Raw genomic sequence first — 13,901 nt, forward strand, 5'->3', positions numbered from 1 at the left:
TCAGTTGTCATAGCGCTCGCGCAGTGGCAGCCCCAACTCCTTGCGCAGACCATTTTCGGTGAAGGCCTCGGGGTTGGTATCGGTGGGCGGTGTGCTGGGGTCGTCATCAAAGTCGAAGCGGTATTCGGAGGCTGGCAGACCAATAGCTTGTCGTTCTTGCCTGGCAGTTAATGAGCCGTCTTGCGGGTCTTGGATGCCCCCGGGCACCACGCTGCCGGTGACGTAGTTGTACGCGTGGCAGAGTTCATGGAAGAGGATGATGATGCCGGGCTGATCCGGTAGATCGGGCAGGCTATTGCTGGTGTTGATCCAGATGTTACCGCCATAGGACCCGCTTGCGCGCTGGCCGTTTACGAGGTACGCGTTGGGGCTTGGGGCGTCGCTGGCGACAAAGTTGTTTTGCTTGGAGAGGGTGAGCTCATTGATGGTGATAGGGGTGCCCGACTTGAGGGCGGCCTGATGCAGCACAGTGAGCAGTTTTTGCCCTGTGGGCGAATTGAGCAGTAGCCGCAGGTCATCGTGGATGCGTTCGATAAATGACACGCTACCCTTGACGGTGATCCCGCTTTCACTGATGTCTTTGGGCTCTATCAGGGTGGAGCGGGAGGTCGGTTGACCGTTCGGCATCGAGGCGAAGGCTTCTGCGGTTGTCGGGCAATTGATGGCGAGCGTGCTGTGCGTGGTGTGATAGGTGATGTCGTGCGGCTTGAGTGCTGTCACCAGGTCTCGTGTTCCCTGGCCCGTAAAGATGACATTGCTGGAAGGTCCGGCCTTGATATGGTCGCTGCCAGGGCCGCCACTGAGGATGTTATGGCCCGGGCCACCGGTGATGTCGTCATTGCCCTGGCCACCATCAATAAACGAAAAACCGCCGCCCATCACATCGTCGTCGCCTGGGCCGGCGTAGACGGTGATGCGGGCCTCCTTGCTGGCTGTCACGTCATCATCCCCTTCACCGGTATCAATGTAGTTTGAACCGCCGTGGATGATCACGGTGTCATTTCCTGCCCCGGTGTAGAACGAGGCGATCGAGGCGGCGCTGATGATGCTGTCGTCACCCTCGCCGGTATTGACGATGATGGGCGTGTCGATGTTGTCTGCGATGTGGAGCCTGTCATTGCCGCCCTGGGTGATGAAGACCAGGGCCTGGTTATACGCGGGGATAATGCAGTAGTGCTCGTCGTTGATTTCCAGCATCAGCGTGATGCCTGGAAAAAACGGCACGCCCAGGCCTGTGGGCTGGCTGCCCAGGTCGATGTCGGAGTTGGGGACGACAAACTGTAGCCGGTCCATTTCATGAGCGTCCTTGCGCCTGAGTACGAGGTTGTCATGCCGATTCTGTGTGATGAACACCAATTGGTGGGCGTGGGGTGATTTGCGGATTTCGATCGTAACGTGATCGGTTGCACGAACCGGATAGGTCGTGAAGTTGCCCCGGCCACCCTGGACTTCATTGTTGATGTGCAGCGAATGCTCTGCTCCTCGCAAGTCGCCGAAGATGAAATAGACGCCGCGTCGTTGCATTTCGTGCATTTCCCGATCGGCCGGCATGTCTGAAGTGATCAATTACGAGTCTCCCTATTAAGTAAGGGTCGCGGGCTCGCGACGCCGGGTTTACTTGACCGCAGATCGGGTAGGGGAGAGAGGTAATTATCGCTGGCAAAAAAAAGCCGCCCGGTCAGGGGCGGCTTTTGTTCAGCGGCTGCTGGCGTGATCAGACGGCCAGCTTGTGCTGCTCGCTGCGCTGGATGGCGCGGATCTTGTGCAGCGTGTTGGCGCAGGTCTGCGCAGCTTCCTTGCCCTTGTGCACAAAGTGCTCGGAGAAGAAGGCGTGGTGCTCGCTGCCCGCGTGGAAATGATGAGGCGTGAGAGACACCGAGAACACCGGCACTTCGGTTTCCAGCTGCACCTGCATCAGGCCGCTGACCACCGACTGGGCGACAAACTCATGGCGGTAAATCCCGCCGTCCACCACCAGGGCGGCGGCAACAATGCCGGCGTAACGGCCGGTCTTGGCCAGCAGCTTGGCGTGCAGGGGCATTTCAAAGGCGCCGCCGACTTCAAAGAAATCGATGTCCGATTCTTGGTAGCCCTGGGCGAGCATTTCGGTGAGGAAGCCTTTACGGCTTTGATCAACAATATCTTTGTGCCAGCAAGCCTGGATAAACGCGACGCGCTCACCGTGGTGGTGTTTGCTCTTGCTGTCGATTGCGGTGGGTTGCATGTTCTGACTCCTGTTTATGAAAAAAACAGGGCGTTATGAATCGAATGGGATTTAAGGGTGCGAGCGACTATGTCATGCAGGTATGCAATCAGCGTACGGCCCTTAGGTGTCAATCCCGTTCTCTCTTCATCCGGACTATGACCGTCGGCCCCGGGATCACACCGGGTCTGCTGACCTTGGCGCCGTCCTGCGTGAGCAGTTCGAGGCGCCAAGCGCTCGCGGGCTATGCGCATTGCGCGCAATTACCGCCGGTGGGGAATTGCACCCCGCCCTGAGAACGTTGCCGCCAGAACCCTGGCGACGCAGAGTTTTTACCATACATTTCAAAAAACTGCATAGGGTGCTTGTTAATATCGACTATCGACAGATTTGCTGGCAGCCCTTGCAGGTGTCGGCTTGATATTTGCCGGTGATGTCCGCAGTAATCGGTTACAACAGGGAATTCCCCACTCGCAGAGGCCCGCTTGATGTCCGTGATTGATCTTCGTAGTGACACCGTGACCCAACCCACGCCAGGCATGCGCGATGCCATGGCCAGTGCGCCGAGCGGCGATGATGTCTACGGTGAAGACCCCAGCGTCAACCTGCTGGAAGCCGAACTGGCCCAGCGCCTGGGGTTTGCCGCCGCGCTGTTTGTGCCCACCGGCACCATGAGCAACCTGCTGGCGCTGATGGCCCACTGTGAGCGGGGCGAGGAATACATCGTCGGCCAGCAGGCCCACACCTACAAATACGAAGGTGGCGGCGCGGCGGTGCTGGGCTCTATCCAGCCGCAACCCCTGGAAGTGCAGGCGGACGGGTCGCTGGACCTGGCCCAGGTTGCCGAGGCGATCAAGCCGGACGACTTCCACTTTGCCCGCACCCGGTTGTTGGCGTTGGAAAACACCATGCAGGGCAAAGTATTGCCCATGAGCTACCTGGCCGCTGCCCGCGCATTTACCCGCGAGCATGGCCTGGCCCTGCACCTGGACGGCGCGCGCCTGTACAACGCGGCCGTCAAGCTGGGCGTGGAGGCCCGGGAGATTGCCGGGCATTTCGATTCGGTCTCGGTATGCCTGTCCAAGGGCCTTGGCGCGCCGGTGGGCTCGGTGCTGTGTGGCGCCAGTGCGTTGATCGCCAGGGCCCGCCGTTTGCGCAAGATGGTCGGCGGCGGCATGCGCCAGGCCGGTTCGCTGGCGGCGGCGGGGTTGTATGCCCTGGACCACCAGGTGGCGCGCCTGGCCGACGACCACGCCAATGCCCAATGGCTGGGCGATGAACTGCGCCGGGCCGGCTACAGCGTGGAGCCGGTACAGACCAATATGGTCTACGTGCAGATCGGCGAGCAGGCCCAGGCCCTGAAGGCCTTTGCCCAGGCGCGCGGGATCAAGTTGAGTGCCGCGCCGCGCCTGCGCATGGTCACGCACCTGGACGTCAGCCGGGCACAAATCGAACACGTGTTGGCGACATTTGTCGAGTTTTCCCGGAAATGACAGTGCAGACCGTCTAATTGACTGTTTCTATCGTATAAACACGCTGTACCACGGGCAAAGGGCCGATATAATGCGGCCCTTTGCCGTCGCTCCGTCTGATTGATGTTGCGCACTGGCCTTTGGCCGCAGCCTCCGTGGAAGAACCTAATGAAAAGCGCAGAAATCCGTGAAGCCTTCCTTCGCTTCTTCGAAGAGCAAGGTCACACCCGTGTCTCCTCCAGCTCTTTGATCCCAGGCAATGACCCAACCCTGCTGTTCACCAACGCGGGGATGAACCAGTTCAAGGACTGCTTCCTGGGCCAGGAAAAACGCGCCTACACCCGTGCTGTCAGCAGCCAGAAGTGCGTGCGCGCCGGTGGTAAGCACAACGACCTGGAAAACGTCGGCTACACCGCCCGTCACCACACCTTTTTCGAAATGCTCGGCAACTTCAGCTTTGGCGATTATTTCAAGCAAGACGCGATCAACTTCGCCTGGACCTTCCTCACCGGCGTGCTGAAACTGCCGAAGGAAAAGCTCTGGGTGACGGTCTACGCCAGCGATGACGAGGCCTACGACATCTGGACCAAGGACGTCGGCGTGCCGGCCGAGCGCATGGTGCGTATCGGCGACAACAAGGGCGCCCCGTACGCCTCCGACAATTTCTGGACCATGGGCGATACCGGCCCGTGCGGCCCGTGCACCGAGATCTTCTACGACCACGGCGCCGATATCTGGGGTGGCCCACCGGGCTCGCCAGAGGAAGACGGCGACCGCTACATCGAGATCTGGAACAACGTATTCATGCAGTTCAACCGCACCGCCGATGGCGTGTTGCATCCGTTGCCAGCGCCGTCGGTGGACACCGGCATGGGCCTGGAGCGGATCAGTGCGGTGATGCAGCACGTGCACTCCAACTACGAAATCGACCTGTTCCAAAGCCTGCTGGCGGCGGCGGCCAAGGCTATCGGCTGCGCCAACGAAGACCAGGCCTCGCTCAAAGTGGTGGCTGACCACATCCGTTCCTGCGGCTTCCTGATTGCCGATGGCGTGCTGCCGTCCAACGAAGGCCGTGGCTACGTGCTGCGTCGCATCATTCGTCGCGCCTGCCGCCACGGTAACAAGCTGGGCGCCAGTGGCAGCTTCTTCTACCAGATCGTCGCGGCCCTGGTGGCCGAGATGGGCCAGGCGTTCCCGGAGCTGACACAGAACCAGGCGCACATCGAGCGCGTGCTCAAGGCTGAAGAAGAGCAGTTCGCCAAGACCCTGGAGCAGGGCCTGAAAATCCTCGAGCAAGACCTCGCCGAGTTGAAAGGCGACGTGGTGCCGGGCGATGTGGTGTTCAAGCTCTACGACACCTACGGCTTCCCGATGGACCTGACCGGCGATATCGCCCGCGAGCGCAACCTGACCCTCGACGAGGCCGGTTTCGAGCGCGAGATGGAGGCCCAGCGCGTGCGCGCCCGTTCGGCCAGCGCCTTTGGCATGGACTACAACAGCCTGGTCAAGGTTGACGTGGCCACCGAATTCACCGGTTACACCGCCACCAGCGGCTCGGCCAAGGTGATTGCCCTGTATAAGGACGGGCAGTCGGTCGACGTCTTGAATGAAGGCGATGACGGTGTGGTGATCCTCGATCAGACGCCGTTCTACGCCGAATCCGGTGGCCAGATTGGCGACTGCGGTGTGCTCAAGGCCGCGTCCGGTCGTTTTGATGTGCGTGACACCACCAAGACTGGCGGCGCATTCCTGCACCACGGTGTGCTGGCCTCGGGCAGCCTGGTGGTGGGCGCGCCCGTGCAAACCCAGGTGGACGCCGACGTGCGCCACGCCACCTCGCTGAACCACTCGGCCACCCACTTGCTGCACGCGGCGCTGCGCCAGGTATTGGGCGAGCATGTGCAGCAGAAGGGCTCGTTGGTCGACAGCCAGCGCCTGCGCTTCGACTTCAGCCACTTTGAAGCGATCAAGCCGGAGCAGATCAAGGCCCTGGAAGATATCGTCAACGCCGAGGTGCGCAAGAACACCCCGGTGGAAACCGAAGAAACCGATATCGAGACCGCCAAGGCCAAAGGCGCCATGGCGCTGTTCGGCGAGAAATACGGTGACAACGTGCGCGTGCTGAGCATGGGCGGCAGTTTCTCCGTGGAGCTGTGCGGTGGTATCCATGCCCAGCGCACCGGCGACATCGGCCTGCTGAAAATCATCAGCGAAGGCGGTGTGGCGTCCGGCGTCCGGCGTATCGAGGCGGTGACCGGCGCTGCGGCCCTGGCCTACCTCAATGCAGCCGAAGAACAACTCAAGGAAGCGGCGACCCTGGTCAAGGGCAGCCGTGACAACCTGATCGACAAGCTCTCTGCTGTCCTGGAACGCAACCGCCAGCTGGAAAAACAGCTGGAACAGTTGCAGGCCAAGGCGGCCAGCGCAGCGGGCGACGACTTGTCGGCCTCGGCCCTGGATATCAAGGGCGTGAAGGTTCTGGCCGCACGCCTGGACGGTCAGGACGGCAAGGCGTTGTTGGCCTTGGTCGATCAGTTGAAGAACAAGCTCGGCCGCGCAGTGATCCTGCTCGGCAGTGTCCATGAGGAAAAGGTCGTACTGGTTGCCGGTGTAACCAAGGACCTGACTGGCCAACTCAAGGCTGGTGATTTGATGAAACAAGCCGCTGCGGCAGTGGGCGGGAAGGGCGGTGGTCGTCCAGACATGGCGCAAGGCGGTGGTGTAGACGCCGGTGCCCTGGACGCGGCCCTGGCCCTGACCGTGCCGTTTGTCGAAGCCGGTATTTAAGGCGCTGTTAACGGGCCCATGGTCTAGTCATGGGCGTGTTTAGGTGCTGGACGATTTGTTTATTGGGCGCCCCTTTACGGGCTGAGGCGGCTTAGAAATGGCTTTGATCGTACAGAAATTTGGAGGCACCTCGGTCGGCTCTGTCGAAAGAATCGAGCAGGTCGCCGACAAGGTTAAGAAATTCCGCGATGCCGGCGATGACCTGGTGGTGGTGCTGTCGGCCATGAGCGGCGAGACCAATCGCCTGATCGACCTGGCCAAGCAAATCAGCGGTGATCAGGCGCCGCTGGCGCGTGAGCTGGATGTGATCGTGTCCACCGGTGAGCAGGTGACCATTGCCCTGTTGGCCATGGCGCTGAACAAGCGTGGCGTGCCTGCGGTGTCCTACACGGGCACCCAGGTGCGGATCCTGACGGACAGCGCGCATACCAAGGCGCGTATCCTGCAGATCGACGACCAGAAGATCCGGGGTGACCTGAAGGCCGGTCGCGTGGTGGTGGTCGCCGGTTTCCAGGGCGTCGACGAGCACGGCAATATCACGACCCTGGGCCGTGGCGGTTCCGACACTACCGGTGTGGCGCTGGCGGCAGCCCTGAAGGCTGACGAATGCCAGATCTACACCGATGTGGACGGCGTCTACACCACCGACCCGCGGGTAGTGTCCGTGGCCCAGCGCCTGGACAAGATCACCTTTGAAGAGATGCTGGAAATGGCCAGCCTCGGGTCCAAGGTGTTGCAGATCCGTGCGGTGGAGTTCGCCGGCAAGTACAACGTACCGCTGCGCGTATTGCACAGCTTCAAGGAGGGTCCGGGCACCCTCATTACTATTGATGAAGAGGAATCCATGGAACAGCCGATCATTTCCGGCATCGCCTTCAATCGCGATGAAGCCAAGCTGACCATCCGTGGCGTGCCAGACACCCCGGGCGTGGCCTTCAAGATCCTCGGGCCGATCAGTGCCGCGAACATTGAAGTCGACATGATCGTGCAGAACGTTGCGCACGATAACACCACCGACTTCACCTTCACGGTGCACCGCAACGAGTACGATGCGGCCGAGCGGATCCTGCAGAACACGGCCCAGGAAATCGGGGCCCGTGAAGTGGTTGGCGACACCAAGATCGCCAAGGTGTCGATCGTCGGTGTGGGCATGCGCTCCCATGCGGGTGTTGCCAGCCGTATGTTCGAGTCCCTGGCCAAGGAAACCATCAATATCCAGATGATCTCCACGTCGGAGATCAAGGTGTCGGTGGTGATCGAAGAGAAGTACCTGGAGCTGGCTGTGCGTGCACTGCACACCGCTTTTGAACTGGACGCGCCGGCCCGACAGGGCGAGTAACGCGTTGCCAGGAAGGCGCGGTTGATCCGCGCCTTTCTTTTTTGTCGGGTGAGGGCGCAGGCCTGTTCTTTTGCCCGGGCTCGACAATACTTAGGCATGCCGGGCCATGGCCGCAGGGTCATGGGTCCAAGGCCTTTTTTTGCAGACTGTTGTTCCCGAAATGAAATGCGTGAGGAGAAAGGTATGCTGATTCTGACTCGTCGATGCGCAGAAAGCCTGATTATTGGTGATGGCGAAATCACCGTGACCGTGCTCGGCGTCAAAGGCAATCAAGTGCGGATTGGGGTCAATGCCCCCAAAGAGGTGGCTGTCCACCGTGAGGAAATCTACCTGCGGATCAAGAAAGAGAAGGACGACGAACCAAGCCATTAATTTTTATCGTTTTTTATGTTTGCAAACGGGGATGAAGCTGGTTAATATACGCCCCGTGTTGCGGAGAGCTGGCCGAGTGGCCGAAGGCGCTCCCCTGCTAAGGGAGTACACCTCAAAAGGGTGTCGGGGGTTCGAATCCCCCGTTCTCCGCCATTATTTGCTTAGTACGTTGCAATCTGGTTTTTTCGCTAAGTTGTTGAAATTAAACGAAAAAATAGCTTTACATAGAGATTGAACGGCCTATAATGCGCGGCAACAAATGCACTCGTAGCTCAGCTGGATAGAGTACTCGGCTACGAACCGAGCGGTCACAGGTTCGAATCCTGTCGAGTGCACCATTTAAGAGTTAGTTGCAGCAATGCAGGTAACTTGGCTCCAACCAGTCGTGATCTGGTATAAAACCACAATCTGCACTCGTAGCTCAGCTGGATAGAGTACTCGGCTACGAACCGAGCGGTCACAGGTTCGAATCCTGTCGAGTGCACCATACAAACAAAAAGCCCGCCAAGTGCGGGCTTTTTGCCGTCTGGGGTTTTATTTCCCGGCTGCCGGTTGAGCGTGGCCGTGTAGGAATAGTCTCGGACAGGGAGGTTTTTCTCTCGCCCATGTGTTTTCTTTTCTGCGGCTGTCGTCGCAGTTTCATAAGTGTGGGCAACACTCAGCTTTGTTGCGCAAGCGCTTGTTCTTTCCAGTTTTTTAACGTTTAAAGCGGGCGCACGGTGTATCATTGCGCCCGTCAGCCCCGCCGGGGCTTGTGGAATACCTCCATGGACTTACCCAGTAGTTACTCAGTACCCCGTTTTACCAATCATGAATTGACTGATTGATCCTTCCGGCGTGCCCCGCTGCTGGGAGTGGAGTTCGCCTATGACCGAAGTTGAAGTAAAGAAAACACAAGAAAGCCTGCAGGATCGCCTGGCTCAAGTCGTCGAGCTGCTGCAGCGCCAGCGTGTGGTCGAAGATCTGACCCATCGCCAGGAAGGCCCTCATCAAGACCGGGTCGAGAACCTGGTCCACCGGCAGAACCTCGTCGAATTGCAGCGCAAGCTCGATGACCTGCACTCTGCCGACGTTGCCTACATCCTTGAAGCCCTGCCGCTGGACGACCGTCTGACGCTCTGGCAGCTGGTCAAGGCTGATCGCGATGGCGACATCCTCCTTGAAGTATCCGATTCGGTGCGGGAAACCCTGATCGCCGACATGGACGATCACGAGCTCCTGGCGGCAGCCAAGGAGATGGACGCTGACGAACTGGCCGACCTGGCCCCCGAACTGCCCCGTGATGTTGTGCATGAGCTGATGGAGACCCTCGACGGCCAGCAGCGTGAGCGCGTGCGCTCCGCGTTGTCCTATGACGAGGAGCAAGTCGGCGCATTGATGGACTTCGAGATGGTCACCATCCGCGAGGATGTCAGCCTGGAAGTGGTCCTACGTTACCTGCGGCGCCTCAAGGAGCTGCCGGGGCACACCGACAAGCTGTTTGTGGTCGACTACGAAGGTATCCTCAAGGGCGTGCTGCCGATCAAGCGCCTGCTGGTCAATGACCCGGATAAACAGGTTGCCGAGGTCATGGCCAGCGACCCGGTAAGCTTTCATCCTGATGAAGATGCCTACGATGCCGCCCAGGCATTCGAGCGTTATGACTTGATCTCGGCCCCGGTGGTCGACAAGAACGGTAAGCTGATCGGCCGTTTGACTATCGACGAGATGGTCGACCTGATCCGTGAAGAAAGCGAAAACGAAGTCCTCAACATGGCGGGTCTGCGTGAAGAGGAAGATATTTTTGCGTCAGTCTGGCGATCCCTGAGCAACCGTTGGGCGTGGCTGGCGGTCAACCTGATCACGGCATTTATTGCCTCGCGGGTCATTGGCCTGTTTGAAGGCTCTATCGAGAAACTGGTGGCGCTGGCGGCGCTGATGCCGATCGTGGCCGGTATTGGTGGCAACTCGGGTAACCAGACCATCACCATGATTGTGCGGGCGATGGCCCTGGATCAGGTGAGCACCGGGAACACCTCGCGCCTGATGCGCAAGGAGCTGGCGGTGGGCTTGATCAATGGCCTGGTGTGGGGTGGGGTTATCGGTGTGGTGGCCTACCTGCTGTATGACAGCTGGTCCCTGGGCGTGGTCATGACCGCGGCCATGACCCTCAACCTGCTGTTGGCGGCACTGATGGGGGTATTGATCCCCATGACCCTGGCGCGCCTTGGGCGCGATCCTGCGATGGGTGCCAGTGTGATGATCACGGCCATGACTGACAGTGGTGGCTTCTTCATCTTCCTGGGCCTGGCGACGATCTTCCTGCTTTGAACCCAATAGGAGCCGGCAAGCCGGCTCCTGCATCCAAAGTAAAAATCCCATGCAAAAAAAGCCAGCGCAAGGCTGGCTTTCAGCGTTCAGTTGCCGATTATTCGGCTTCTGCGGCTGCCTCAACGTCGTGGGCAATCAGCGACACCAGCGCGTTTTGCTGACGGTGGGACAGTTGGCGAAACCGCTGTAGCAGCTCACGCTCGTGCAGTGACAGCTCCGGGCTGTCCATGCGCATGTTCAGTTCGTCACCCAGCGCGCCTTCCTGAATAAGGCTTTGCTCCATGCGCGCGATGATTTCAGAGTTCATGCTGCGGTGATGATTGCGAGCCACCTCGGCAATGCGTTCCCGCATTCCGTCTGGCAGACGTACGACGAACTTGTCAGCCGTACGGCTGGAATAAATTGCCTGTTTCAATGGGCGCATATATTTAACCGGTTAGTTCAGGGGAGCGGTTTTTGGAATTGGCCGCAAGATGTGTGTTAGGACAAGGCTTGCGGACAAATGTTCAACCTGAATTGCAAAGAGGCCGCATCATGCCTCAAATTTGCCAGTTCCTTGGCGTCAATTCTGTGACAAATATTGAACTGCATAAAGGCTTTATGCCAGTACTCATTTTCAAATTTGCGGACTGGTTGGAAAACTTTTCTGCCGGCCGATCTGACGGAGGATCAGCCCGCAGGCTCTCGATGCAAGAGGGTTTTCGGGCGCACATCCTATAGCAATGTGGCCTTTTGCCCTTAATTTTAAGACTAGTGGCAAATGGCCGATTTGCGAGCCGAGGCGATATAAGGTCGGGTGGCATGCGGAGGGGATTGGCAGGGTGTCAATCTCTCGTCGCAGAGGCGTTCAGCGCAGGACGGGGTCGAACTTGAAGCGACGCCCGACGACCACGGCGATCACCAATGCGACGGCGAACACGGCGCAGGCGCTGAGGCAAAGGGTCTGCCAGTGCGCCGATGGAGGATTGAGCCCCAGGATGCACGTGGACACGGCCAGGACGAGAAATAGCCAGGCTGGCTTGGTCATGGTGGGCTCGCTTAGAAGATCCAGTGTTCAGAAGAGCTGCTGGCCTGCGTGCCCTGTGTCAGGTGAGCCGACGATTGGCCATTGGCTGTCATCACGGCCAGTTGAGGTCGTTGCTGGGTCTGGTGGCTACCCGTGTGGCTGATCTGTGCCGTATCGCTGTCGCTGCTGGCCTGGAAGTGGAACATCACCAGTACGGCCAAGGCCAGGGCGTTCAGGATCAGAAGTGTGCTGTTCATGGGTGTTTCCCCGTGTTCACGTGCAGGACCGTTTTATAAGCATAAAGAGTGCAGTCATCGTGCCAGCGGTTAATTTGAAAAATATCATTGTAAATCAATGATATAGATTGATCTCAAACGTATGGCTCGTTGCAATATGCAATGATGGCATTTCGCATCAATGCATTTTGCACGATGGCGTGGGTGGGCCCGTGGGCCCAGGTTTATCGCTGGCGGGGCGGGATGAAGGCTTACGCCTAAAAAGCTGACGGACGACATGACAAAACTCACCTTGGCCGTTAACATGCACGCCGTCTGTCGCAACGCCATCTGGCCGTGCGCCTGTCATTAGTCCCAGTAGCTCAATTGGATAGAGCATCCCCCTCCTAAGGGGAAGGTTGGCCGTTCGAACCGGCCCTGGGACACCATTTGCAGTCTCGCCGCCCACCCGGCCGAGACGCTGAAAAACCCCGCTCAGCCTGCGCTGGCGGGGTTTTTTTATGGGTGGCTGCTTTCTTGGCCGTTTGGCCAGTGCCTTCAGCCCGGCTGGCGAGATATATTGTCACAACCTTGTACCGCGCCTTGTGTCTGAGTGCGTCTGACAGGTAACGCAACGGCGAAGGAACTGTTGGCGGTCGAGTTCATCGAAGGCTGCATGCTTGAACGTTACCGGATCCAAATGCTTCTGGGCGCCTGTGTCGTCAGGTGCCTGGGTTTAACGATGCTTCGCCCTCGGTCTATTGTGTCAATAGCCTGAAACCCACTGCAAGGAGCCGCTCGGACCGCCGATGCGCCAGATCTGGAAATCTTTTCGAGCCCTTTATTTCGCCTCCTTGATGATGCTGATCGGCTCCGGCCTGCTCAGTACTTACCTGGCCTTGCGCCTGGCAGCGGATAACGTCGACAGCCTGTGGGTCGGCGCGTTGATGGCGGCCAACTATTTTGGCCTGGTGCTGGGGGGCAAGATCGGGCATCGCCTGATTGCCCGGGTCGGGCATATCCGGGCCTATGCCACCTGTGCCGGGATTGTTGGTGCGGCGGTGCTGGGCCATGGCCTGGTGGATTGGCTGCCGGCCTGGATCGTGCTGCGGATCATCGTCGGCCTCGGCATGATGTGCCAGTACATGGTCATCGAGAGCTGGCTCAACGAGCAGGCGGATGCCAAGCAGCGCGGCGTGGTGTTCAGTGGTTATATGATCGCCTCCTACCTGGGCCTGGTGCTGGGCCAGTTGATTCTGGTCATGCACCCCCAATTGGGGCTTGAGCTGCTGATGCTGGTGGCGCTGTGTTTTGCCCTGTGCCTGGTGCCGGTGGCCATGACCCGGCGTATTCACCCGGCGCCCTTGCACCCGGCGCCGATGGAACCGCGTTTTTTTATCAAACGTGTGCCACAGTCCTTGAGTACGGTCTTGGGGGCCGGCCTGATCGTTGGCTCCTTCTACGGCCTGGCGCCGCTGTATGCGGCCCAGCAGGGGTTGAGCACCGAGCAGGTCGGCCTGTTCATGGGTAGCTGTATTTTTGCCGGCCTGTTGGTGCAATGGCCGCTGGGCTGGCTGTCGGATCGCTATGACCGGGCCCTGTTGATTCGCTGCTTCGCCCTGTGCCTGGCGGTGGCGGCATTGCCGCTGGCGATCATGACCCAGGTGCCGCTGGAAGTGCTGTTTGTCGCCGGCTTCCTGTGCTCGCTGGTGCAGTTCTGCCTCTACCCGCTGGCCGTGGCGTTTTCCAACGACCATGTCGAAGGTGATCGCCGGGTATCGCTCACCGCGATGCTGCTGGTGACCTACGGGGTGGGCGCGAGTATCGGGCCGTTGCTGGCGGGGGTGGTCATGAAGCTGTTTGGCAACCAGATGCTCTATGCGTTCTTCAGCTTGTGCGCCTTGATCCTGGTCTGGCGCATTCGCCCTAAGGCGGTGACCAACCTGCATCAGGTGGACGATGCGCCGCTGCAGCACGTAGCGATGCCAGACAGCATGTCCAGCTCGCCCTTGGTGGCAGCCCTCGATCCGCGTGTGGATGAGCAGGTGGTCCAGGACCAGATGCAAACCGCTGCGCCAGAGCCAGGGCCCGAGGCAGAACCGGAGGTAGAGCTGCAACCTGAGCCTGACCCGGCGGAGCATCCCGACCCGGATGAGCACCCGCATGACTTGAGTCGGGCCCGTCCCTGAAACAAAAA

11 protein-coding genes, 4 tRNA genes and 1 riboswitch are annotated in these 13,901 nt (G+C 59.4%); of the genes, 10 read left to right on the forward strand and 5 right to left on the reverse strand.

All coding sequences use genetic code 11. The features are described 5' to 3' along the window. Positions 1-1,566, reverse strand: coding sequence for a M91 family zinc metallopeptidase (locus tag AO268_RS08720; protein ID WP_141562801.1), 1,566 nt, complete (start codon positions 1,564-1,566; stop codon positions 1-3). Between the two features lie 148 nt (positions 1,567-1,714). Next, positions 1,715-2,224 (reverse strand): 6,7-dimethyl-8-ribityllumazine synthase, encoded by a 510-nt coding sequence (locus tag AO268_RS08725; protein WP_099168450.1) that lies wholly within the window; start codon positions 2,222-2,224, stop codon positions 1,715-1,717. Between the two features lie 113 nt (positions 2,225-2,337). Further along, positions 2,338-2,507: riboswitch (FMN riboswitch) on the reverse strand. Positions 2,508-2,691: 184 nt separating this feature from the next. Between AO268_RS08725 and ltaE the strand changes: the two genes are divergently transcribed. The 8 genes from ltaE (at position 2,692) to mgtE (ending at position 10,483) form a co-directional block, all read left to right on the forward strand. Further along, a complete protein-coding gene (gene ltaE / locus AO268_RS08730) occupies positions 2,692-3,696 on the forward strand; it encodes a low-specificity L-threonine aldolase (RefSeq protein WP_076962885.1) in 1,005 nt (334 codons plus the stop codon). 147 nt (positions 3,697-3,843) lie between these two features. Then, positions 3,844-6,462, forward strand: a complete 2,619-nt coding sequence (gene alaS / locus AO268_RS08735) for an alanine--tRNA ligase (protein ID WP_099168451.1) — start codon at positions 3,844-3,846, stop codon at positions 6,460-6,462. A 97-nt stretch (positions 6,463-6,559) separates the two neighbouring features. Further along, positions 6,560-7,801: an aspartate kinase gene (locus tag AO268_RS08740; protein ID WP_038442619.1), complete on the forward strand. Its 1,242-nt coding sequence runs from the start codon at positions 6,560-6,562 to the stop codon at positions 7,799-7,801. 183 nt (positions 7,802-7,984) lie between these two features. Then, a complete protein-coding gene (csrA, locus tag AO268_RS08745; protein WP_003178872.1) occupies positions 7,985-8,173 on the forward strand; it encodes a carbon storage regulator CsrA in 189 nt (62 codons plus the stop codon). Between the two features lie 62 nt (positions 8,174-8,235). Continuing rightward, positions 8,236-8,326, forward strand: a tRNA-Ser gene (locus tag AO268_RS08750). A gap of 108 nt (positions 8,327-8,434) precedes the next feature. Continuing rightward, a tRNA-Arg gene (locus AO268_RS08755) sits at positions 8,435-8,511 on the forward strand. A gap of 72 nt (positions 8,512-8,583) precedes the next feature. Next, positions 8,584-8,660 (forward strand) — tRNA-Arg (locus AO268_RS08760). A gap of 380 nt (positions 8,661-9,040) precedes the next feature. Continuing rightward, entirely contained in the window at positions 9,041-10,483 is a 1,443-nt protein-coding gene (gene mgtE, locus AO268_RS08765; protein ID WP_076962883.1) for a magnesium transporter, read from the forward strand. 97 nt (positions 10,484-10,580) lie between these two features. Here mgtE and AO268_RS08770 read toward each other — a convergent pair whose 3' ends face one another. The 3 genes from AO268_RS08770 to AO268_RS08785 form a co-directional block, all read right to left on the reverse strand. Then, the gene (locus tag AO268_RS08770; protein ID WP_076962882.1) at positions 10,581-10,907 is read right to left on the reverse strand and encodes an Arc family DNA-binding protein; all 327 of its coding nucleotides are present in this window, start codon (positions 10,905-10,907) and stop codon (positions 10,581-10,583) included. A 423-nt stretch (positions 10,908-11,330) separates the two neighbouring features. Next, complete coding sequence (locus AO268_RS08780; RefSeq protein ID WP_099168453.1) at positions 11,331-11,510, reverse strand: PA3371 family protein; 180 nt, start codon at positions 11,508-11,510, stop codon at positions 11,331-11,333. 11 nt (positions 11,511-11,521) lie between these two features. Further along, positions 11,522-11,746 carry a hypothetical protein gene (locus tag AO268_RS08785; protein WP_076962880.1) on the reverse strand — a complete coding sequence of 75 codons (225 nt, stop codon included), beginning with the start codon at positions 11,744-11,746 and terminating at the stop codon, positions 11,522-11,524. 330 nt (positions 11,747-12,076) lie between these two features. Here AO268_RS08785 and AO268_RS08790 point away from each other — a divergent pair. After that, positions 12,077-12,153: transfer RNA gene (locus tag AO268_RS08790), tRNA-Arg, on the forward strand. 360 nt (positions 12,154-12,513) lie between these two features. Beyond that, entirely contained in the window at positions 12,514-13,893 is a 1,380-nt protein-coding gene (locus AO268_RS08795; protein WP_099168454.1) for an MFS transporter, read from the forward strand. Positions 13,894-13,901 lie beyond the last annotated feature (8 nt).

It is taken from the genome of Pseudomonas sp. ICMP 8385 (assembly GCF_002699915.1).
Taxonomy (GTDB): domain Bacteria; phylum Pseudomonadota; class Gammaproteobacteria; order Pseudomonadales; family Pseudomonadaceae; genus Aquipseudomonas; species Aquipseudomonas gessardii.